Origin of the sequence: Allosalinactinospora lopnorensis (genome assembly GCF_000981225.1) — a bacterium.
Lineage (GTDB): Bacteria > Actinomycetota > Actinomycetes > Streptosporangiales > Streptosporangiaceae > Allosalinactinospora > Allosalinactinospora lopnorensis.
The window spans coordinates 60,841-82,433 of the sequence record NZ_LAJC01000013.1; the positions used below are offsets into that span (position 1 = coordinate 60,841).

19 protein-coding genes, 1 tRNA gene and 3 pseudogenes are annotated in these 21,593 nt (G+C 68.6%); 15 read left to right on the top strand and 8 right to left on the bottom strand.

Features of this window, described 5'->3' with window-relative positions; all coding sequences use genetic code 11:
* The first annotated feature begins 16 nt into the window (after nucleotides 1-16).
* The 5 genes from VS93_RS07055 (at nucleotide 17) to VS93_RS32435 (ending at nucleotide 4,277) form a co-directional block, all read left to right on the top strand.
* Nucleotides 17-1,111, top strand: a complete 1,095-nt coding sequence (locus VS93_RS07055) for an FAD-binding oxidoreductase (protein ID WP_236700385.1) — start codon at nucleotides 17-19, stop codon at nucleotides 1,109-1,111.
* 50 nt (nucleotides 1,112-1,161) lie between these two features.
* Entirely contained in the window at nucleotides 1,162-1,410 is a 249-nt protein-coding gene (locus tag VS93_RS31155) for a BBE domain-containing protein (protein ID WP_236700386.1), read from the top strand.
* A 235-nt stretch (nucleotides 1,411-1,645) separates the two neighbouring features.
* The gene (locus VS93_RS07060) at nucleotides 1,646-2,437 is read left to right on the top strand and encodes a class I SAM-dependent methyltransferase (RefSeq protein ID WP_046469201.1); all 792 of its coding nucleotides are present in this window, start codon (nucleotides 1,646-1,648) and stop codon (nucleotides 2,435-2,437) included.
* Between the two features lie 555 nt (nucleotides 2,438-2,992).
* Nucleotides 2,993-4,063, top strand: a complete 1,071-nt coding sequence (locus VS93_RS07065) for a methionyl-tRNA formyltransferase (RefSeq protein WP_052745574.1) — start codon at nucleotides 2,993-2,995, stop codon at nucleotides 4,061-4,063.
* Between the two features lie 79 nt (nucleotides 4,064-4,142).
* On the top strand, nucleotides 4,143-4,277 hold the full coding sequence (locus VS93_RS32435) for a hypothetical protein (protein WP_269082810.1): 135 nt from the start codon (nucleotides 4,143-4,145) through the stop codon (nucleotides 4,275-4,277).
* 132 nt (nucleotides 4,278-4,409) lie between these two features.
* On the opposite strand, the gene VS93_RS07070 is transcribed toward VS93_RS32435, so the two are convergent.
* Nucleotides 4,410-4,486 (bottom strand) — tRNA-Pro (locus VS93_RS07070).
* Between the two features lie 111 nt (nucleotides 4,487-4,597).
* The gene (locus tag VS93_RS07075; protein WP_046469233.1) at nucleotides 4,598-5,521 is read right to left on the bottom strand and encodes a metallophosphoesterase; all 924 of its coding nucleotides are present in this window, start codon (nucleotides 5,519-5,521) and stop codon (nucleotides 4,598-4,600) included.
* A 152-nt stretch (nucleotides 5,522-5,673) separates the two neighbouring features.
* Here VS93_RS07075 and VS93_RS07080 point away from each other — a divergent pair, with 152 nt between their 5' ends.
* Entirely contained in the window at nucleotides 5,674-6,129 is a 456-nt protein-coding gene (locus tag VS93_RS07080) for a GatB/YqeY domain-containing protein (protein ID WP_046469202.1), read from the top strand.
* Between the two features lie 109 nt (nucleotides 6,130-6,238).
* On the opposite strand, the gene VS93_RS07085 is transcribed toward VS93_RS07080, so the two are convergent.
* On the bottom strand, nucleotides 6,239-8,551 hold the full coding sequence (locus VS93_RS07085; RefSeq protein ID WP_046469203.1) for a penicillin-binding protein: 2,313 nt from the start codon (nucleotides 8,549-8,551) through the stop codon (nucleotides 6,239-6,241).
* A 466-nt stretch (nucleotides 8,552-9,017) separates the two neighbouring features.
* Between VS93_RS07085 and VS93_RS07090 the strand changes: the two genes are divergently transcribed.
* Nucleotides 9,018-9,326: a WhiB family transcriptional regulator gene (locus tag VS93_RS07090; RefSeq protein ID WP_046469204.1), complete on the top strand. Its 309-nt coding sequence runs from the start codon at nucleotides 9,018-9,020 to the stop codon at nucleotides 9,324-9,326.
* Here VS93_RS07090 and VS93_RS07095 read toward each other — a convergent pair.
* Both VS93_RS07095 and VS93_RS07100 read right to left on the bottom strand, forming a co-directional pair.
* Nucleotides 9,316-10,518, bottom strand: coding sequence for an ArsA family ATPase (locus VS93_RS07095; RefSeq protein ID WP_046469205.1), 1,203 nt, complete (start codon nucleotides 10,516-10,518; stop codon nucleotides 9,316-9,318). The two genes, VS93_RS07090 and VS93_RS07095, sit on opposite strands and share 11 nt — an antisense overlap.
* A gap of 52 nt (nucleotides 10,519-10,570) precedes the next feature.
* Nucleotides 10,571-11,614, bottom strand: a complete 1,044-nt coding sequence (locus VS93_RS07100) for an ArsA-related P-loop ATPase (protein WP_046469206.1) — start codon at nucleotides 11,612-11,614, stop codon at nucleotides 10,571-10,573.
* 140 nt (nucleotides 11,615-11,754) lie between these two features.
* Between VS93_RS07100 and VS93_RS27730 the strand changes: the two are divergent.
* The 4 genes and pseudogenes from VS93_RS27730 to VS93_RS07115 all read left to right on the top strand — a co-directional run bounded on the left by VS93_RS27730 (nucleotide 11,755) and on the right by VS93_RS07115 (nucleotide 14,226).
* A pseudogene (locus VS93_RS27730) lies at nucleotides 11,755-11,927 on the top strand (DUF4177 domain-containing protein).
* Nucleotides 11,927-12,388: a RidA family protein gene (locus tag VS93_RS07105; protein ID WP_046469207.1), complete on the top strand. Its 462-nt coding sequence runs from the start codon at nucleotides 11,927-11,929 to the stop codon at nucleotides 12,386-12,388. The pseudogene VS93_RS27730 and the gene VS93_RS07105 overlap by 1 nt, the downstream one beginning before the upstream one ends.
* A gap of 88 nt (nucleotides 12,389-12,476) precedes the next feature.
* Nucleotides 12,477-13,346: an NUDIX hydrolase gene (locus VS93_RS07110; protein WP_156184709.1), complete on the top strand. Its 870-nt coding sequence runs from the start codon at nucleotides 12,477-12,479 to the stop codon at nucleotides 13,344-13,346.
* 67 nt (nucleotides 13,347-13,413) lie between these two features.
* Nucleotides 13,414-14,226 carry an MBL fold metallo-hydrolase gene (locus tag VS93_RS07115; RefSeq protein ID WP_046469209.1) on the top strand — a complete coding sequence of 271 codons (813 nt, stop codon included), beginning with the start codon at nucleotides 13,414-13,416 and terminating at the stop codon, nucleotides 14,224-14,226.
* Between the two features lie 62 nt (nucleotides 14,227-14,288).
* On the opposite strand, the gene VS93_RS07120 is transcribed toward VS93_RS07115, so the two are convergent.
* Nucleotides 14,289-14,975, bottom strand: a complete 687-nt coding sequence (locus VS93_RS07120) for a Crp/Fnr family transcriptional regulator (RefSeq protein WP_173434276.1) — start codon at nucleotides 14,973-14,975, stop codon at nucleotides 14,289-14,291.
* Nucleotides 14,976-15,355: 380 nt separating this feature from the next.
* On the opposite strand from VS93_RS07120, the gene nth reads away from it, so the two are divergent.
* From nth to VS93_RS07135, 3 genes and pseudogenes are all read left to right on the top strand, one after another.
* Complete coding sequence (nth, locus tag VS93_RS07125) at nucleotides 15,356-16,012, top strand: endonuclease III (RefSeq protein ID WP_046469211.1); 657 nt, start codon at nucleotides 15,356-15,358, stop codon at nucleotides 16,010-16,012.
* Complete coding sequence (locus tag VS93_RS07130) at nucleotides 16,009-16,698, top strand: NUDIX hydrolase (RefSeq protein WP_046469212.1); 690 nt, start codon at nucleotides 16,009-16,011, stop codon at nucleotides 16,696-16,698. The genes nth and VS93_RS07130 overlap by 4 nt, the downstream gene beginning before the upstream one ends.
* A 14-nt stretch (nucleotides 16,699-16,712) precedes the next feature.
* Nucleotides 16,713-17,890, top strand: a pseudogene (locus VS93_RS07135) (MarP family serine protease).
* Nucleotides 17,891-17,995: 105 nt separating this feature from the next.
* On the opposite strand, the gene VS93_RS07140 reads toward VS93_RS07135, so the two are convergent.
* Nucleotides 17,996-18,568, bottom strand: coding sequence for an ATP-binding protein (locus VS93_RS07140; RefSeq protein ID WP_046469213.1), 573 nt, complete (start codon nucleotides 18,566-18,568; stop codon nucleotides 17,996-17,998).
* 18 nt (nucleotides 18,569-18,586) lie between these two features.
* Complete coding sequence (locus VS93_RS07145) at nucleotides 18,587-18,934, bottom strand: STAS domain-containing protein (protein WP_046469214.1); 348 nt, start codon at nucleotides 18,932-18,934, stop codon at nucleotides 18,587-18,589.
* Nucleotides 18,935-19,202: 268 nt separating this feature from the next.
* Between VS93_RS07145 and VS93_RS07150 the strand changes: the two are divergent.
* Nucleotides 19,203-21,496: pseudogene (locus VS93_RS07150) on the top strand (DEAD/DEAH box helicase).
* Nucleotides 21,497-21,593 lie beyond the last annotated feature (97 nt).

The following is a 21,593-nucleotide window of genomic DNA, read 5'->3' on the forward strand; positions in this document are numbered from 1 at the left end:
AGGACGGGGGAGCGGCATGGCACAGATCGACGGTACTTCAAGGCTCGCGAAACCACTGGCCGAGTTCCGGTCATCGGGTTTCGGGGGGAGCGTCATCGAGGAGACCGATCCGGCGTATGACGAGGCGCGCGCGATCTTCAACGCGATGATCGAGGATCGGCCGGGCGTCATCGTCCAGTGCGAGACGGTCGAGGACGTCGTACAGGCGGTCAGGTTCGGACGTGAGCACGATCTCGAGATCGCCGTTCGCGGCGGCGGGCACAGTGTCGCGGGCATGGGGCTGACCAGCGGGGGACTCGTCATCGACCTGCGCCGGATGAACACGGTGACCGTGGACCCCGACGCGCGGACCGCTCAGGTGGGCGGCGGTGCCACGATGAGCCACCTGGACCGTGCGACCGAACCCTTCGGCCTGGTGACCACCGGCGGCCGGGTGTCCACGACCGGCGTCGCCGGCCTCGTACTCGGCGGTGGAACAGGGTGGCTCGACCGCAAGTTCGGTCTCGCCTGCGACAACCTGCTCTCGGCCGATCTGGTGACAGCGGAGGGCGAGCTCGTGCGCGCGTCGGCCGACGAGAATCCCGAGCTGTTCTGGGCGCTGCATGGCGGCGGCGGCAATTTCGGGGTGGTCACGTCACTCGCCCTCCGGCTGTACCCGCTGGCGTCGGTGACCGCGGCCCTCCTGCTGTGGAGGGAGGAAGTGGGCCCCGAGGTCGTGCGCGCCTTCCGGGACTTCATGGCACAGGCGCCGGACGAGGTGGGCGGAGGTGTCCTCTACCTCACCGGAGCGCCCGACGAGTTCGTGCCCGAGCACCTGGTCGGAGAACTGGCGTGCGCGGTCCTGGTGACCTACACCGGCGGGGAGGAGGCCGCCCGCGAGGTCATACGGCCGATGCTGGAACTCGGTCACGAAGGGGAACTGATCGCCGAGATGCCCTACGCCGAGCTGCAGTGCATGCTCGACGACCCGCCGGGCCTGCGCAACTACTGGTCCGCGGAGTACCTCGCCTCGTTCCCGGACGAGGCCGTCGACGCCTTCTGCGCCAGCGCGGACCGGATGATCGTGCCTTCAGCGTCGCAGCATGTACTGTTCCCGCAGGGGGAGCCGTAGCCGCAGCGGGGACCGACTACCCGGTGCCGTGGCGGCAGGCCCCTTGGTGTGTGCACCCCTTCGGATTGTGGGAGAACGCCGCGGACGACGAACGCGGCCGGGCGTGGGCGCGCGGTATCCGCGCCGACATGCGCCGGTGGTCGACGGGCGATGTCTACCTGAACTTCATCGGCGATGAGGGGGAGCAGCGGATCCTCTCGGCGTTCGGAGCGGACAACTACCGGCGTCTGGCCGCTGTCAAGAGGCGGTACGACCCGGACAACGTCTTCCACCGCAACCACAACATCAAGCCGGCCTGACCTGCGGGAGGATCGCCCGCGGCCGCGTCACGCGGCCGCGGGCGATCTGTGTACGCAAGTGTGCAGAACGGTGATGCCCGGCGAGTCCCGATCCCTTGCGATACCGTCGTTTCAGGGCGCGCTGGCTTGATACGGGGACGCGACCCATATCACCGTTCCGCGCTCCGGCCGAGTGCGGTGTCTCCGGTCGGCGCTTGATGTGGTCGTTTTATGAGCACCCGAAGGAACTAGCACAATGCCGCAGAAGAAAGTGACGGTGAACAGGTCCACCCTGACTCACCGGCTCCGGTACGCCATGCGCTATCCGGGGCGGGTACCCGGATACCTCCGCCGGGCCGGGCGCGACGCATGGTTGTGGTTTCGCTCCCCTGACCACGTCTCCTACTACCGAGCGGTGATGAGGTCGGACACCGCGAAGAACCCGGAGGCGGCGGTCGGCAGCAAGAGCCACGACCGGTGGCTGGCCCTCGGGGCCATGCAGTTCGACTACCTGGTCGGACACGGGCTGGCTCCGGAGGACAGGATGCTGGAGATAGGCTGCGGCAACCTCCGTGCCGGGTGGCGCTTCATCGAGTACCTCGACACGGGGAACTACTACGGCATCGACATCTCCCCGGACATCCTCTTCGCGGCGCAGGACACCATCGTCCGGCACAAACTGCGGGAGAAGACGCCGCAGCTGACCCCGGTGCGCGACCTCACCTTCGCCTTCCTCCCGGACGCGTACTTCAGGGTGGTGCACGCGCACAGCGTCTTCTCGCACTCGCCGCTGTCGGTGATCGACGAGTGCCTGGCCCATGTCGGCCGCATCATGACACCGGACGGCTGGTTCGACTTCACCTACGACCGCACCGACCGCGAGGAACACCACGTTCTGCGAGAGGACTTCTACTACCGCACCGAGACACTGGTCGCCCTGGCCGAGAAACACGGGCTCAAGGCGCGGGCCATGGACGATTGGGAACGCCTCCCGCACGGCCAGTCCAAGATCCGGGTCACACACGATACGGGCGGCTCCAACGCCTGATCAGCGCCCCTTCCACTCACCATGGAAGTCTCCCCGCGAGTGGAGGTACCGGTTCCGGGCGGGAACGCCGCCCTCACGCGCGGCGTGCGCCCTCGGACCATATGACGTCGACGGGCACGCCCCGGCCGCGCGCGGCTTCGACAGCGTCGTCGGTGCCCCAGACGCGGCCCACCGGGCATGGGCCTCACCCCTTATCAGTTCGACCAGGGGTCGCCGTAGACGCCTGCCGTGCTGGGACCGGAGCCCACTGAAGGCCGTTCCGATCAGGCGGCGTCAGGTGGCGTTGCTGCCACTGCTGCTCCCCTGCTGGGAGGCGGGTTCACCGGAGAGGTTCTCGGCCTCCTTCCACCGGCCTCGTTGAGCCGGAACCACGGCGAGGGCGCCACGGCTGCCGCGATCGGTGGGGCGCTCGCGCGCACGACCGGCTGCCCCCGTCCAGCGAGCGGAGCACCCCGTTATCCCCCAGGCAGTGGTAGCGAATCCGGACCGGTCCGATACCTTGCCGAAGGGGTGAAGTCGGGAGGAATCCACGGAAACGTCAGCCGGGAGTGATATATGCGTGTTGCCATTATCGGGCAGGCGGCCTTCGGAGAGGCAGTGTTCCGGCGGCTGCGGGACGATGGCGTGACCGTTGCCGGTGTCGCGGCACCGGAGCCGACCAGTAACGGCCGGGTCGACCCGCTCTGGTCCGCGAGTGAGGCGAACGACATCCCGCGGGTCTCGACCACCAGCCTGAAAGAGCCAGACGGCCTCGTGAAGTGGAAGGAGTTCGAGGCCGACTTCTGCCTCATGGCGTTCGTCACCGAGTTCCTACCGGACGAGGTGTTCACGCTGCCCGAGCACGGAACGGCGCAGTACCACCCCAGCCTGCTGCCGTTGCATCGCGGCAAGTCGGCGATCAACTGGGCCGTCATCAATGGGGAGAAGGAGACCGGCCTGAGCATCTTCTGGCCGGACAAGGGCATCGACACCGGCCCGATCCTGCTGCGTAAGCGGTGCGAGATCGGTCCCGACGACACCGTGGGCAGCCTCTACTTCAACCACCTCTTCCCCATGGGGGTGGACGCCATGTCCGAGGCGGTGTCACTGGTGGCGGCGGGGGAGGCGCCGCGCGCCGAGCAGGACCACGCTGTCGCGACGTTCGAGCCCGGATGCCGCGACCAGCACGCCGAGATCCACTGGCACCGCCCCGCGCAGGTGGTCTACGACCTGATCCGGGGCTGTGACCCCCGGCCGGGCGCGTGGACCCTCTTCAATGAGGAGAAGCTGCGGTTCTTCGACTGCCGTCTCACCGGAGAGCAGCGTCCCGGCATGCCCGGGCAGGTTCTCGACATCGACGACGAGGGCTTCTCGATCCGGCTCAACGGCGGCGTGCTCCGCGTCGGACGGGTCCAGCACACCGGCAAGAGCAAGCTCCCCGCCGGAGAGTGGGCCTCCCACGTGGCCTCACCACAGGGTTCCGCTTCCGGTAACCCCAGCGGCTCGCCATCCCCGCCTCTCCACGGCCTCCGGGAGAGCGCGGGGGTTCTGCTTCCGCAGGCCATTGCCTTTGGTGCGCCGGGTTCTGTAGAGCCGGGTTTCTGGTTCTCAGGACACGGTGTGTCCGCTACCCGGCGAATTACCTGACCAAGGACATCGCCGAATGCCACGCCGTTGTGTCAAACGTCCAACAGCGGCATGTGGATCGGCTGACTGAGGCGCGCGGGTGCCCCCCGCGAGCAGCGCCTACTGCGCGCGGTCGGCGAAGCCTCACAACGCCGCGCACAACTCGACCGTGCTCGGCAGGCACGAGGTCGCCGCCGCCATGGACGCGGGCCGTGTGAAGGCGGTCGGTGCGTGACGCGTGGCGACGCAGGAACAGCACGGGATGACGCGCGTGTGACGCACGGGCATGAGAAAGGGCCACCTCCCGAGAAGTCCTAGTTCCCGGGCGGTGGCCCCTCGCACCTGCTACGGAACCGTTCCGGTTCTCTGGTCGGGGTGGCGGGATTTGAACCCACGGCCTCTTCGTCCCGAACGAAGCGCGCTGCCAAGCTGCGCTACACCCCGGTGCAGCGATCAACAGTCTAGCGGACACTGGGGAGTGCTCGCACTGCGGATAGCGCGGATGGAAGGGCGGTCTGCTTCGCGGGGACGGCGGCACCCGAGGGGGCGGCGCGTTCACCGCTCGGCGGCCGCCACCAGGTCGAGCAGACTCGCCTCAGGACGGCAGCAGAAGCGCACCGGCGCGTAGGGGGAGGTGCCAAGGCCTCCGGACACGTGCAGCCAGGATGCGCCGTAGCGGCTCAGCCCCCAGGCCCGCCGACGGTCGATCCCGCAGTTGGTGACGAGGGTGCCGTAATAGGGCAGGCAGAGCTGCCCGCCGTGGGTGTGCCCCGCGAGGAGCAGCCGGTAGCCGTCGGCGGTGAACCGGTCGAGGTTTGCGGGCTCGGGAGAGTGCATCACCCCCAAGCGGAGGTCAGCGTCGGGATCGGTCGGACCCGCGATCCTGTCGTAGCGGTCCAGTCCGATGTGTGAGTCGTGAACCCCCGCCGCGGCGACGTCCAGTCCTCCGGCCTTCAACCGTTCGGCGCGGTTGTTCAGGTCCAACCACCCCGATGCGGTCATCGCCGCACCCAGTTCGCGCCAGGGCAGATCGGGAGTCTTGCGCTTGTTGTAGTCCTCTCGGCTGCTTCGCCAGAGGTAGCGCGCGGGGTTCTTGAACTGGGGCGAGAACAGGTCGTTGGAGCCGTAGACGAACACGCCGGGGCGGTCCAGCAATGGTCCGAGCGCGTGGATGAAGGGCTCGACGGCGCGTTCGTGGGCCAGCGAGTCGCCGGTGTTGACGACGAGATCGGGCTCGTAGGCGTCGAGCCCGCGGATCCAGTCGAGGAGCATCCGGCGGCCCGGCGTGAGGTGGGCGTCGGACAGGTGCAGGACGCGCAGGCGCGGGGTTCCCGGCGGAAGCAGCGGGATCTCGTAGCGCCGCAGCCGGAACCAGTTCCGTTCGATGATCGACGCGTAACCGATCCCGGCGACCCCAAGGGCTCCTGTGACGGCAGCGGCCGTGGCCGCCGCGCGCAGGCTCTTTCGTACCGTGTTCACACTCACCGAACCTCCAGCTACCGATGGTGCCAGAATCCTGGGATGCCTAGGACCGTCGTCCACAGGCGCCGTCCGGGCGCGGACCGGCCCGAGGTCGGCATGCGTGGGAAAAGTCTTCGGTGACTCGGATCCGGAAACCATATGATCCTGCCATGTCCGAACTCAAAGACCGCCTGCAAACCGACCTCACCGACGCCATGAAGGCGCGCGATGCCCTTCGCACCCGTACCCTGCGCATGGTGCTCACCGCCGTGTCCGCTGAGGAGGTCGCCGGCGAATCCGCGCGCGAGCTCAGCGACGACGAGATCATCAAGCTGATCACGCGCGAGGCGAAGAAGCGCCGGGAGGCGGCCGAGGCGTTCGAGAAGGGCGGTCGCGCCGACAAGGCCGAGGAGGAGCGGGCCGAAGGGGAGGTGCTCGCCGGGTACCTCCCGGCGCAGCTCACCGATTCCGAGCTGGCCGACCTGGTCGCCGCGGCCGTCGCCGAGACCGGGGCGAACGACGTCAAGGGAATGGGGCGGGTCATGAAGGCCGTCACCCCGAAAGTCGCCGGGCGTGCCGAGGGGAGCCGGGTGGCCGCGGAGGCCCGCCGGCAGCTCTCCGCCTGATGAGGCCGACCGGTGCGGCGGCAGCGGCGCGGGACCGGAGTGTTCCGGTCCCGCGCCGCTGCCGCTGATCCTCGCGGCGGTCAGCCGCCGCTGCGGGCGGCTCCGCCGGTCACCATTCGAGTCCGCCCGCGGAACGGTTGGTGTTGCCGCTCGCCCCGTTACTGAGGAACACGTTCACCGTCGCGCCTTCGGGAAGGTCGGTCCCCGGGTCGGGGTTGACCGCGGCCACGGTGTCCTCGTCCTGGTTGGAACGGATCCGGGTCGAGGAGACGCTCACCTGGAACCCCGCCTCTTCGAGTTCGCTCACCGCCGCGTTCTCGGACCGCCCGACGACATTGGGGACACCGCCCTCGACGCTGGCCGGGCTCGCGTCCGACGCTCCGGACCTGCCTTTGAACTTCGACGGCGCCTTGGGGAAGTCCTTCTCGGGAAGGTCCTTCACGGCCTCGCGCATCGTCTCCTTCCAGATCGGTCCGGGAATCGTCGCACCGTAGACCTGGCTGTAGTGCCGTCCGCCGAGCGTGACGTTGCGCAGCGGGTGCTCCTGCGGCCCGCGCGGGTCGCCGACGAAGACGGTTCCGGCGAGGTTCGGGGTGAAGCCGGCCAGCCAGGCGGCGGCGGTGCCGTCGGTGGAGCCGGTCTTGGCGGCGGCCGGGCGCCCGATCTCCAGTCCGTTGGTGGTGCCGCCGTCGAACGTCTGCTGCAGCAGGTAGCTGACGCCGTCGGCGACGTCCTCGTCGATCACGCGCTCGCACTTGTTGTCGATCTCGATCGTCTTGCCCGCCTGCCGGTCCTCGATCGAGGTGATGGCCTGCGGCTCGCAGTAGGTGCCGCCGGAGGCGAACGTCGCGTAGGCGCTGACCACGTCCAGTGGCGCGACCTCTTCGCTGCCCAGGGTGAAGGAGTTGTTGGCCTGGGTGTTGGGGTTGTCGAACCCGGTGCCGTCGCCCCGCTTCAGCCCGAGCGTCTCCGCCATCTTGATGGTCTCGCACAGTCCCACGTCGGCCTGCAGTTGGGCGAAGTAGGTGTTCGCCGACTGCTGGGTCCCGGTGATCATGGTGTAGTTGCCGCCGTCGCTCTCACCGGCGTTGCTGACGTTCCACGGGGGGAGCCGCCCGTTGTCGCAGTTCCGCTGTCCGGTGATCGTGGTGGATCCGCCCCCTCCGAAGGAGGTGTTGAACCCCTTGCCCTGGTCCAGGGCAGCGGCCAGGGTGAACGCCTTGAACGTCGAGCCTGCCTGGAAGCCGGTGCTCCCGCCGCGGTCGGCACTCGTTGTGAAGTTGATCGACGTCTCGCCGATCTTGTCCTCCTCGGGACCGTAATCCCGACTCTGGGCCATGGCCCGGATCTCGCCGCTCCCCGGTTCGACGAGCACCTCGGCCGCGACCTTGCGCGACTTGTTGTCGCGCGGAACCCACTTGTCGACCGCCTTCTGGGCCGCCTTCTGCATGTCCGCGTCAAGGGTCGTGTGGATCTTCAGGCCGGCCGTCCGCAGCCAGCGGGCCCGTTCAGTCTCGTTGTCACCGAACTGCTTGCTCTTCTCGATCTCCTGTACCACGTAGTCGCAGAAGAAGGGCTGCTTACTGGGCACACACCCGTTGCTGGGATCGCTGACGTCGAGCCCGAGGTCCTTCTCCTTGGCTTCCTCGGCCTCTTTCTGGGTGATCGCCTCGTTGTGCACCATGGCGTCGAGGACCACGCTGCGGCGCTTCTCCGCGTTCTCGGGGTTCAGGCTGGGGTTGTACAGGTAGGGGTAGCGGACCAGGCCGGCGAGCATGGCGGCCTGGTGGAGTTCGAGTTCATCGGCACCGACGCCGAAAAAGTGCTGGGCGGCCGACTCCACGCCGTAGGCGCCGTCCCCGAAGTAGGCGATGTTGAGGTATCCCTCGAGGAGCTCCGCCTTGGTCATCCTCTTTTCGAGGGCGAGGGCGTAGCGCAGCTCGCGGATCTTCCGCGACAGCGTCTCCTCGCGGGCCTCTTCCTGCTCGGCCTGCGTCGTGGCGCTCTCGACCAGGACGTTCTTCACATACTGCTGGGTGATCGAGGATCCGCCCTGCGTGTTTCCGCTGGCCGTGCGAAGCGCGGCGCGGAAGGTTCCGGAGATGTCTATGCCCCCGTGCTCGTAGAATCGGGAGTCCTCGATCGCGATGATGGCGTCCTGCATCACCGGCGCCATGTCGTCGAGTTCGACCAATTCCCGGTTCTGGTCGAAGATCTCCGCGATGACTTCTTCGTTTTGGTCGTAGATGACTGAACGCTGAGGAGGTGGTGGAGTCTCCAGTTCGCTGGGCATGCTGAGGAACCCGGTGGCGACATTGCGCGCCGTGATGCCGGCGCCACCGACCGCAGGCAGCGCAAGCGCGGCGACCAGTACACCCGCGACGACTCCGACCCCAACCAGCTGACCGATTTTTTGCAGCAATGTCCCCTGGCTCACCCCATCAGACTACGTGGATTGGGCAACGATTCGTGCGATCCGGAGGAGCCGGATACGTACCGTGTTCCCCGTTTTTGGTCTCACCGTAACCAGATGACTCACGGGCAACTTCCGTTGGTGTGAAGTAGCTAACAAAGAGGGGGTGCCCGCGGGCGCTCCGTCACACTCCGTGTGGGGTTGATGACTAGTTTCTCGGGTCTCAATGGCCCACCCGGGCTATATCAGAAATGAGCCTATTGGGGCCTGTTGGTCATGCGCGCTGATCCGTAGTTTCGTCACCAGCGGTAAGCGAGGAGTAAAGAGCGCCGAAACGGTCGATCCCCCTGGAGGAGCGGACCCGTTGCCCGGTTTCGCTGTCGGTCCGTTGGGTGTGCCCTCGCTGCCGCGCCGGCGACCGCGCCCGCCGGCTGTACGCACAACACACACATGCTGATCTTGGGAGTGGGGCATCATGTGGATCACAGATTGGACTGCACGGGCCGTATGTCGGGAAACCGATCCCGACGCGCTCTTCGTGCAGGGAGCAGCGCAGAACCGGGCGAAGCTCGTCTGCAAGGGGTGTCCGGTGCGCACCGAGTGCCTGGCCGACGCGCTGGACAACCGGATCGAGTTCGGTGTCTGGGGAGGGATGACCGAACGCGAACGCCGCGCCCTATTGCGGCGTAGGCCTGATGTCAGGTCTTGGCGCGTCCTGCTGGAGAACGCGCGCAAGGAGTACGAGCAGGAGAGCACCGACGTCGACGACGCCCTCACCCGCTGACCCGCTCGCCGCCGGCGCCCTGTCGAGTCCCCCCGGTTCCCAGCGCTTCGCCGATCTCCCGGAGGCCGTCGAGGTCGTGTACATCCTCTGGTCGCGCGGGTACCTCCACGATGGGGACGCCGGGGTGGGCAGAGGTGAGGTGTTCCCGCAGCCGGATCTCTCGGGCCTGTACCTGCGTGCGTTCGGCGTGGAGCCGCAGAGCAGAGGCCGCGAGTGCGTGGTCGCCGGACTCATCCAGAGCTTCGGCCGCCGCGAGGCTGCGCGCCGCTGAGAGCTGCTGTACCGCTGTGCGGTGAGTCCGGTTGACTACGACCCCCGCGAGGGGCATGCGGTCTTCGTTGAGCCGTTCGATGAAGTAGGAGGCCTCCCGGAGCGCGTCGGGGTCCGGAGCGGCGACGACGACGAATGCGGTGCCCGGGGCCTGCAGCAGCCGGTAGGTCTGTTCCGCGCGCTCCTGGAACCCCCCGAACACGGCGTCGAACGCTGTGACGAAGGTCTGCACGTCCTTGAGTACCTGGGCACCGACGATCTTGCTGATAACACCGGTGACCATCCCGACTCCGGCGCCGATCAGCCGGAAGGCACCGCTCTTGGCCGGAGCGCTGAGGATCTTGAGGAGCCTGCCGTCGAGGAATCTGCCGAGCCGTTTCGGTGCGTCGAGGAAGTCCAGCGCCGATCGGCTCGGCGGGGTGTCGACGATGATCAGATCCCAGTCGCCGGACTGGCGCAGCTGCCCGAGCTTCTCCATGGCCATGTACTCCTGCGTTCCGGAGAAGCTGGAGGACAGCGACTGGTAGAAGGGGTTGGCCAGGATCTGGCGGGCGCGTTCGGGGTCGGCGTGCGCTTCGACGATCTCGTCGAACGTGCGCTTCATGTCGAGCATCATCGCGTGCAGTGTCCCCGGGGGACGCTGCCGCGCGCCGTCATCGCCGGAGGCGAGGGGCACCGGGCGAGGCGTGTTGTCGAGTCTGCGCAGCCCCATCGACTGCGCGAGCCGCCGGGCCGGGTCGACGGTGATGACGACGGTGTCGCGGCCGCGTTCGGCGGCGCGCAGTCCGAGAGCGGCCGCGCTCGTGGTCTTGCCGACACCGCCGGACCCGCAGCACACGATGATGCGTGTGCTGGGAGAGTCGAGCAGCGCGTCGACATCGAAGGCCGGCGCCTTCGGCCGCGGCGGGTGCGGTGCGGTCATGTCGTGCCCTCCGGCCGGCTTACACGGGGCGCGGGATCCGCGCGCGTCCCATTCATGTCATCCCCTGTTCCCGCAGCAGTTCGGCCAGGTCATAAAGACCCGCCAAGTCGATCCCGTCGCTGATGAGGGGAAGTTCGCGTACCGGGTACTCGATTCCCGACAGCCGTTCCCGGATCGCGGTCTCCACCCGGATCCGGCGGGCGTGCTCGGTGATCTCGACGGCCAGTTGGCGGCTCTTCTGCTCGGGGTTCTCCAGCATCGCGGCCTTGAGCCCACGGGCGAGCGTGTCGATGTCGAGGTCCCCCTCGGCGGCGGCGGACAGTATCCGGGGACCGAACAGTGGGTCGCGGACCATGTTGATCAGGACGGAGCCGACGTTCAGCCCGACCCCCCGCACATCGGCGATGCCGTCCAGGCACTCCTGGGCCGGCATCTCTTCGAGTACCGACACGAAGTGCACGGAGGTCTCGTGCGAGCGCATGGTCTCCATGACCTTGTCGGCGTGGTTGCGGATCGGTCCCACTCGGGCCAGTCCGGCCACTTCGGCGCTGACGCTCAGAAACTGCGCGATCCGGCCGGTCGGCGGGGCGTCCACCACCACGGCGTCGTAGACGAACGGTCCCTGGGAGCCGCCCCTGCCGCCGCGCCGCCGGTCGCTTCCGGTCCTGCGGCGCACCGCCTCGGTGGCCTTTCCGGTGAGGAGGACGTCACGCATTCCCGGGGCGATGGTCGTCGCGAAGTCCACCGCCCCGAACCGGGTGAGCACATGCCCGGCCCGGCGCATGCCGTAGAACATCTCGAGGTACTCCAGGAGGGCGGCCTCGGCGTCGACGGCCAGCGCGAAGACCTCGCCGCCATCGGGGGCGACGGCCACCCTCCGCTCCTCGTACGGCAGCGGTGGGCAGTCGAAGAGCCGGGCGATTCCCTGGCGGCCCTCGACCTCGACCAGCAGTACCCGCCCGCCCCCGGATGCGAGGGCCAGGGCGAGGGAGGCGGCGACGGTCGTCTTGCCGGTGCCCCCTTTCCCCGTAACGACATGGAGACGACTTCTGCCGACGGCACCGTTACCATCCCGCTCGCGATCACGTGCGCTCACTTCACGCAGTCTATGGTCGTAGTCGTGACCTCGCTCGATTCGCCGAGCGCCTTCGCGTGTTCGGGTACGGAGCGCGCCTGCACTCCCTCTCCGCCGGGCATCCGGGTCAACGAAAGGAAATGGTGAGTAAGGTGGCGCCCATGACGAAGTGGGAGTATGCGACCGTGCCGCTGCTGTCGCACGCGACGAAGCAGATTCTGGACAACTGGGGGGAGGACGGCTGGGATCTCGTCTCGGTGATCCCGGGGCCTCTGTCGATGGCGACCCGCGCAACCAGCAACTGGTCGCCTACATGAAACGCGAGAAGCAGTGATGCCGAGCCCTGAGGAGCGACTGGCGGGGCTCGGCCTGACCCTGCCCGAGGTGATCAAGCCGCTGGCCTCCTACACCCCGACCGTCCGGTCCGGTGACCACGTCTACGTCTCGGGCCAGGTCCCGCTGGTCGACGGCGCGGCCGCCGGCACCGGCAAGGTCGGGGCGGAGGTCACCCAGGAACGGGCGGCGGAGCTGGCGGCGATCTGCGCTCTCAACGGCATCGCCGCTCTCAAGGCCGAGGTCGGCGAGCTGTCGGCGGTCCGCCGCGTAGTCAAGGTCGTCGGGTTCGTCGCCAGCGCCCCGACCTTCACCGCTCAGCCTCAGGTCATCAACGGCGCCAGCGACCTGATTGGAGAGGTCTTCGGGTCCGCCGGTGTGCACGCCCGCAGTGCGGTCGGCGTTGCGGCGCTGCCGCTGGACGTCCCGGTCGAGGTGGAAATGATCGCCGAGGTCGGTTGAGAAACGCTGATGTGCGGATCGCCGGGCCGCGCCGAAGGCGCGGCCCGGCGATGGCGCCCGTTCATCTCAGCACGGAGGGGCGACGCCCATGGCAATGGAACATCCCTTCGACGGTGGCGTACCGAACCGGGGTGCCGAGCCCGCCGAGCCCCGTCACGCCGCCACGGTGATGCTGCTGTGCGCGGACGGTGGCCCCTCGGGCGCCGGCCGGGAGGAGATGCGGGTCCTCCTCTTGCGGAGAGCGCGGTCGATGTCGTTCGCGCCCGGCGCCTACGTGTTCCCGGGAGGACGGGTGGACGAGCGCGACACCGACCTCGGTTCGCCCCGTGAGGATTCCGCACCGGCCTGGTGGGCGGGCCCTCACCCCTCGCTGTGGGCCGCGCGGCTCGGCGTCCCGGTCCCGCTGGGCCGCGCGCTGGTGTGCGCGGCGGTCCGTGAGACGTTCGAGGAAACGGGGGTGCTGCTCGCCGGATCGTCAGCCGCGGAGGTCGTCGCGGACACGCGAGGCGAGGACTGGGAGGCCGACCGGCGCTCCCTGATCGACCGGTCGCTCTCCTTCGCCGCGTTCCTCAATCGGCGCGGCCTCGTACTGCGTTCGGACCTGCTGCGGGCGTGGGCTCAGTGGATCACCCCGCGCGCGGAACCCCGGCGCTATGACACCCGCTTCTTCGCCGCTGTGCTCCCCGAGGGGCAGCAGACACGCGAGGTCGACGGGGAGGCCGACGAGGCCGACCTCGCCACGTGGATGCGCCCGGCCGACGCCGTACAGGGATGGCGGCGCGGTGAGCTGGTGATGCTGCCGCCCACGGTGGCCACCTGCAAGGAGTTGGCGGCCTGCGGTTCACTGGAGAGTGTGATGGCCGCCGAGCGCGAGATCGTCCCGATTGAACCGGAGCTGCGGGAGGTCGACGGGCAGCTCCAGATCATTGTTCCGGACGGCGTCGACTATCCGTTATGAGGTCCGGCGCCCTGCCTAAGGGCGGTGCCTCAGAGCGGCACCGCGTAGGGGAACGAAACGAGGTGCGATGAGGATCGACGGCTCAGGCACTCTGCGCGCGAGCTGCGCGCTGTGCCCCAACCCCGGCCCCATGACACTCGACGGCACGAACACCTGGATGCTGCGCGAACCGGGCGCGCGGGCCGTGATCGTGGTCGACCCCGGTCCGGACGACGAGCGCCACCTGGAACGGGTCGCCCGCACCGTGCAGGAGCAGGGCGCCCAGGTCGCTGTCGCGCTGCTGAGCCACCACCACCCCGACCACACCGGTGGCGCGCGCTACTTCTCCGAGCTCACCGGGGCGCCGGTGCGCGCGCTCGATCCGGAGCTCTGCATCGGCGGCGAGGCGCTGAGGGACGGCGAGAGGCTGCGCGCGGACGGACTGGAGATGCAGGTCATCGCAACGCCCGGGCACACGTCGGACTCGCTGTCCTTCCACGTGCCCGCTGATTCGGTCATGCTCACCGGCGACACCGTGCTCGGCCGCGGGACCGCGGTGATCGCCGACGACGGAGGACTGGCCGACTATATGGAATCCCTGTACCGGCTGCGCCACATGGTCCGCACGGCAGAGATACGCGCCCTGCTTCCCGGGCACGGCCCCATCTGTACCGAGCCGCTGCTGAAGGTGAACGAGTACATCGATCATCGCGAGGAGCGGCTGTCCCAGGTCATCGCGGCCGTGGCGGCCGGTGACCGCACTCCGGACGAGATCATCGACCGAGTCTATGTCGGCATCGACCCGGAGCTGCGGCCTGCGGCCGAGTCCTCCGTTCGGGCGCAGGTGCGGTACCTGGCGAAGCGGGGGGACGTCCCAGCGGGGCTGGAAGAGGGGTTCTAAGGGGCGGACGCAGCGAGCCCGGCGCGTGGCCGGGCCCGGGCGTCCGTCGCGTCTGTCAGGGATCAGCGCGCGCGGCGGCGCATCCTCTCGACGTCGAGGAGCACGACGGCTTTGGCCTCGATCCGCAGCCATCCTCGCAGTGCGAACTCGGCGAGCGCTTTGTTGACGGTCTCCCGCGAAGCGCCCACGAGCTGGGCGAGCTCTTCCTGGGTGAGATCGTGGTGCACGTGCAGACCGTCCTCGCCTTCCTTGCCGAAGCGGTCGGCGAGGTCGAGCAGTTGTTTGGCGACCCGTCCCGGGACGTCGGTGAAGACCAGGTCTCCCATGACGTCATTGGTTCGGCGCAACCGGTTCGCCAGCGACTTGAGCAACTGCATAGCGACCCCGGGCTGGCCCGCTATGAAGGGCCGTAGGTCGTCGTGGCCCAAGCCGGCGAGCACAGCGTCGGTCACGGCGACCGCGCTGGCCGTCCGCGGGCGCGGGTCGAACAGCGAAAGCTCGCCGAACATCTCGCTCGGGCCGAGCACGCTCAGCAGCGTCTCCCGGCCGTCCACGGCCGTGCGGGTCAGCTTGACCTTTCCACTTGTGATCACATAGAGCCGGTCGCCCTCGTCTCCTTCGGAGAAGAGCGTCTGTCCCCGGCCGAGGCGAACCTCGCTCACTGAGGCGCGCAGCGCGGCAGCGCCCTCCTCGTCGAGAGCCTCGAAGAGAGGAGCCTTGCGCAGCACCTCGTTGGTCTCGTCCACCACTTCCTCCTTGCAGCCTGACCGTCAACAGTGTGACGTATATCGCACCCCAGTGTGAAACCAGGTCGTTACCTCGGCTTGTCTTGCAGGTGACGACCAGTCCGCCACAGCCGACGTCAGCATTTCCTGATTTTAGTTGCAGTGGGCTCCGGTGCGGCTCCGGGCCCGGTGATCTCCCTAAGGCATTGGTTCAACCTGCGGTCATCGGCGTTCTGCTTCCCGCTCCGTTCCAACTGAGTGCTCACCGTGCACGTGCGGAGATACGTAGGCTTTGGGGTGTGCCTCGCGATACATCCGACTCCTCCGCAGCGCCCGAAGTGACCGTCGACCCCGATACACCCACGGGTGAGTCGCGTCTCGCTCTGGTGAGACGCGCCCGACGGATGAACAGGGAATTGATCCGGCTGTATCCCGACGCACACTGTGAGCTTGATTTCACCGGCCCGCTTGAGCTGTTGGTCGCAACGATCCTGTCCGCGCAGTGCACCGACAAACGCGTGAACGCGGTGACTCCGAAGCTCTTCGCCCGCTACCGGAGCGCCGAGGACTACGCGGCCGCCGACCGCGAGGAGCTGGAGGAGTTCATCCGCTCGACCGGGTTCTACCGGGCCAAGGCCAACAGCATCATCGGACTCGGCCAGGCGCTGTGCGAGCATCACGGCGGTGAGGTCCCCGGCAACCTCGGCGAACTGGTGAAACTCCCCGGGGTGGGGCGCAAGACCGCCAATGTCGTACTGGGGAACGCCTTCGGCGTTCCAGGCATTACCGTGGACACCCACTTCGGGCGGCTGGCACGCAGGTTCGGATGGACCGAGGCCACCGACCCGGTGAAAGTGGAACACGAGGTCGGCGCTCTCTTCCCTCCCAAGGACTGGACGATGCTGTCCCATCGGATGATCTGGCACGGCCGGCGCATCTGCCACGCGCGCCGCCCCGCCTGCGGGGTCTGTGCCGTGGCGCACTGGTGTCCCTCGTTCGGTGAAGGCCCCGCCGACGAGGAGGAGGCGCGCAAGCTCGTTCGGAACGGACCGTTCTCATGAGTGCCCCGGACGCGAACACCACGAAGGACCGGGAGATCGGGACCCCCGAATGGCTGGCCTCCATGGCCGCGGCCGCGCGGCGGATGCCGGTCCCGAGCCTGCTGCGTCCCCCTGATCACGGCGGGCGGCGCTCGGCGATCCTCATCCTCTTCGGACAGGGCGAGCACGGCCCCGATGTCCTCCTCATCCAGCGGAAGAACGGACTACGCCGGCACTCCGGCCAACCGGCGTTCCCCGGCGGCTCCATCGAGGCCTCTGACACCGGTCCCGAGGACGCCGCGATCCGCGAGGCCGAGGAGGAGACCGGGCTGGACCCGGCCGGAATCGAGCTCCTGGGCCGGCTGCCCGAGCTCTACATCCGCCGCAGCCGGTTCCGGGTCGTTCCCGTGCTGGCCTGGTGGCGTACGCCCTCGGCGGTGCACGCCGCCGACAGCGGCGAAATCGACGCCGTCGTGCGGGTCCCTGTCACCGAGCTGGCCGAGCCCGCCAACCGCCTCCAGGCGCGGCATCCCGACGGATCCACCGGTCCCGCGTTCCGGGTCCGCGGGATGTTGGTGTGGGGTTTCACAGCCGGGATACTGAACCAGATGCTCGTCTTGGGGGGCTGGGAACGTCCCTGGCTCGACGGCAGCGGCGAAACAGTCGACGCGGTTCCTCCAGGGCCGCCGGAACGCGGGAGAACGTAGGGAGGGACGCGAACGTGCTGGACCTGGTCCTTGTCGTCCTCGTGCTGCTTTTCGCCGTGTCCGGCTATCGTCAGGGGTTCATCGTCGGGATCCTGAGCTTCGCGGGATTCCTCGGCGGAGGGGTGCTCGCCGCTCTCGGGCTCCGCCGCTGATCCAAGACTTCGTGGGCAACGCCGGCCAGCAGGCGCTGCTGGCGATCGCCGTGGTGTTCCTGGCCGCAGCGCTGGGGCAGTTCATCGCGTCCTACATCGGGGCCCTGGTCCGCAACCGGGTCACCTGGGACTCCGCGCGCATTCTGGACGCCATAGGCGGTTCCCTGGTCAGCGGGCTGTCCGTTCTCCTGGTGGGCTGGCTCATCGGCAGCGCTGTGGCCAACTCGGCACTCCCCGTCGTCACCAGCCAGGTGCAGCAGTCGCGGGTGCTGCAAGAAGTCGACCGCTTCATGCCCGACACCGCCCACACGTGGTTCTCCGCGTTCCGCAAGATCGTCGACCAGAGCGCCTTCCCGCAGGTCTTCAGCGGTCTGGGCACCGGGGATCCGGCCGAGGTGGAGCCGCCCGACCCCGAGGTGCTCTCCACCTCGGAACTGCGTGAGGCCAGTGAGAGCGTCGTCAAGGTCCTGGGAACGGCACCGGACTGCCAGCGCCGGGTCGAGGGGACCGGGTTCGCCTACGAGGACGGGCGCATCATGACCAACGCCCACGTCGTCGCCGGTGTCACGCAGGACCTGCGGGTGGTCACCCGATCGGGCCAGCAGCTACAGGCCTCGGTCGTGCTGTACGACCCGCAGCAGGACATCGCGGTGCTCGATGTACCCGACATGGACCTGGAGCCGCTGGAGTTCGATCCTGAGGCGGAGAAGGGGGACGACGCCGTCGTCGCGGGTTTCCCGCGGAACGAAGGGTTCACCGTGGTGCCCGCGCGGGTCCGCGCCGAGCAGACCGCACAAGGGCCCGATTTCTACCACTCGCAGCAGGTCAGCCGGGATATCTACCAGGTGCGGGCGGTTGTTCGCCCCGGCAACTCCGGCGGCCCGCTGCTGTCTCCGGACGGGACCGTCTACGGGGTCGTGTTCGCGGCCGCCACCAGTGAGGATGAGACGGGCTACGTGCTCACCGCTGAGGAGGTGGCCGAGAACGCCGAGACCGGGGCCGCGGCGGTCGAGCAGGTGTCGACTCAGTCGTGTGACTGAGCGGACCGGCTCTCTCCTTCGAGGGGCCCGGTAGCAGGCCGCCGGTTGAACGGCGACGGGCGCCTTCCCCTCGGGGAAGGCGCCCGTCGTGTGGTGTGCGGGTCGTCAATCGACCGAGATGGGTGACTCCGGGTCGGCGTCGTTGCGCCCCAGGGGCCAGCTCATACGCACCACTGTTCCGTTGTCGTGCGGCTCGATACTGACGTCGTCGGCCAGGCCGACGATGACGGCGAGTCCCACATCGGGGGAAAGCCCCGAGACACCGTCCGGCGGCGTTTCCCCGTGCTCGTCCTCGTCGTCCAGGTAGGCGCCGGCGTTACCTGGGCCGTTGCTGTTGAGATCGGTCCCCGTCTCCTTGGCGGGAGCACGGTCCGAGACGATGACCTCGAAACGCTGGGCTCTGCGCCCGTTGGGCGGAGTGGAGATCGGTGCCTCAGACTGTCTTCCGGACTGGGAACGCTTACCGGTGCCGTCGATCAGTTCAAGCTGGATCGGCTGGTCGGGGCAGTGCACCCGGTGGGCCTCCACCGCACGGGAGCATGCCTCGCCGACCGCCAGGCGAACTTCGTCAAGGGCGGACTCGGCGATGCCCGCCCGGCGGGCCACGGCGGTGGCCATGAGCCGCGCCGTTCGTACATGGGCGGGCAGCGCACTGATCGTGAGCTGGACGATTGCCATCGCTCGCTCGTTACGTCGTTACTTCGACTTACGCTTGTCGATGGCTTCCTGCACCGACTCGTAGATTCCAAAGACTTTGGTCAGGCCGGTAATCCGGAAGATTTTCAGGATGCGCTCCTGGGTGCAGACGAGATCGAGCGTGCCGTCGTGGGCACGTACACGCTTCAGGCCGCCCACAAGCACCCCGAGACCCGTCGAGTCGAGGAACTCCACCTTCTCCATGTTCACAACGAGGTGGACGTTGCCTTTATTGACCAGATCGATCAGGAGCTCACGCAGCCGTGGCGCGGTATAGACGTCGATCTCACCCTCAACGACGACGATCTCGGTGTCGTCCTCGGTGTAGTGATCAAGCTTCAAGTCCACAAGTCCTCCAGCGCCGAACCGCGGTACACCGCGAGTGATCTCTGCCGGGCGTTACCCCACAGGGCGGCATTCAACCACGCTTGCCGGTTGCGTCTCCCTGCTCTCCTCAAGGAAACCACGACACCGCGCCTCTCTTCCCCCAGATGCCAGACTGAAACCGTCAAAGCTGCCGTTCCTGGAAGCGCGGTTTCTGCAAGGAGGGTGTCGAGTGAATCTGTGGGAGTCGACACTCCAGCGGTTGTGGCGTGACGATACCCGGACCTCGCGGGTGACACATGTGGAGCGGCTGGCCCGTGGCGACGGGGTAAGCGAAGACTGGCCAGATTGGACACCCTCCCCCGTGATGGAACGCCTGGACGATCTGGGAATCACGACTCCATGGTCCCACCAGCCGCCGCCGCGAACCTCGCGCGCTCCGGCAATAATGTGATCATAGCCACCGGTACCGCTTCGGGGAAATCGCTGGCCTTCCTGCTGCCGTGCGCCGAAGCGATCGCCGGGGGCGGAACTGTACTGTACCTCTCCCCGGCCAAGGCGCTCGCAGCAGATCAGCGCAGAACCCTGGCCGAGATGGGAATCCCCGGACTGCGCGCCGCCACCTACGATGGCGATACCCCCGGCGAGGAACGGGCGTGGATTCGCTCGCACGCCAACTACGTGCTCACCAACCCCGACATGCTGCACTATGCGATCCTCGGCCGGCACGCGGCGTGGGCGGGGTTCCTGCGCCGGCTGCGCTACATTGTGATCGACGAGACGCACCGTTACCGGGGTGTCTTCGGCTCGCACGTCGCGCAGGTCCTGCGCCGGCTGCGGCGGGTGTGCGCCCGCTACCGGAGCCAGCCGGTTTTCATCCTGGCCTCGGCCACCACGGGAAGCCCCGAAGAGAGCGCGACCAGACTGACCGGCCTGCCGGTGCGGGCGGTCACCGAGGACGCCTCCCCGAAAGCGGCGCTCAGTTTCGCGCTGGTCGAACCCGAGCTCACCGACCAGGTGGGCGAGCGCGGCGCTCCGCTGCGCCGGACGGCGACGGCCGAGGTCGCCGACATCCTCGCCGATTTCGCGGCGGCGGGTGTGCGCACCCTGGCGTTCGTCCGGTCGCGCCAAGGCGCGGAGGTCGTCGCCATGTCGGCCCGGCGGGCGCTCAGCGACACCAAGGCGGACGGGCGGCCGGCGGCGCGGCCGGAGCGGGATCCGGGTGTGCACGAGGGCGGCGCCGGCGCAGGAGCGGATCTCGCCGGACGGGTGGCCGCCTACCGGGCCGGGTACCTCGCGACGGACCGGCGCGGGCTGGAGGAGGCGCTTCGCAGCGGAGAGCTGCTCGGCTTGGCCACCACCAACGCGCTGGAGCTCGGGGTCGATATCACCGGCCTGGACGCCGTGCTGATCGCCGGGTGGCCCGGAACCCGGGCGTCGCTCTGGCAGCAGGCGGGCCGGGCGGGGCGCAGGGGCGAGGACGCCGTGGCGGTCTTCGTCGCACGCGATGATCCGCTGGACACCTACCTGGTCCACCATCCCGAGGCGATTTTCGGCCGATCGGTGGAGGCCACCGTTCTCGATCCGGACAACCCCTACGTGCTGGAACCGCACCTGTGCGCGGCGGCCTCGGAGATCCCGCTCACCGAGGAGGATCTGGCGCTGTTCGGCCCCGGGGCCGAGGAGGTGCTGGCCGGACTGGTCGAGCGGAGGATGCTTCGCCGCCGGCCCCACGGCTGGTTCTGGACACGACGTGACCGGGCCAGTGCTCTGACCGATATCCGGGGCACGGGCGGGCCGCCGGTGCAGATCGCCGACATCGAGAGCGGGCAGCTCCTCGGCACGGTCGACGAGGCGGCCGCACACGGGAGCGTTCACACCGGGGCCGTCTACCTGCACCAAGGGGCGACGTATGTGGTGGACGAGCTCGACCTGGACGAGGGGGTGGCCCTGGTCCGCGGCGACGAACCCGGGTACAGCACCTGGGCGCGCGACGTCACCGAAATCGAGATCCGCCGCACGCTGCACGAGGAGGAGTGGGGATCACCGGGCACCGTCCACTTCGGTGAGGTCGAGGTCACGCGGCAGGTCGTGGCCTATCTCAAGCGCGACGTCCGAACCGGAGCCGTGCTCGGTGAACAGCCGCTGGACCTCCCGGAACGGACACTGAACTCGCGTGCCGTGTGGTGGACGATCTCCCCCGAGGCCGCGGAGCGCCTGCTCAAGGAGAACGTCGACCTCCGCGGTGCGGCGCACGCCGCGGAGCACGCGGCCATCGGCCTGCTCCCGCTGTTCGCCACCTGCGACCGGTGGGACATCGGCGGTGTCTCCACCGCCCTGCACGCCGACACCGGGCGGCTGACCGTCTTCGTCTACGACGGACACGAGGGCGGCGCCGGCTTCGCCGAGCGAGGCTACGCGGCCGCTCGGGACTGGCTCACCGCCACCCGCGAAGCCATCGCCACCTGCGAGTGCAAAGACGGCTGCCCGTCCTGCATCCAGTCGCCCAAGTGCGGCAACGGCAACGATCCGCTGAGCAAAGCCGGTGCCCTGCGCCTGCTCGACACCGTCCTGGGGGCGGAATAGCCGTCCCGCGGCCACCGCCGCCGGCGCCGGCCGTCCACAGCCGCGAACTCCGGCCTTTCCGGGGCGCTGCCTCCCGAGCAGTCTGGTTGCGGGCCGG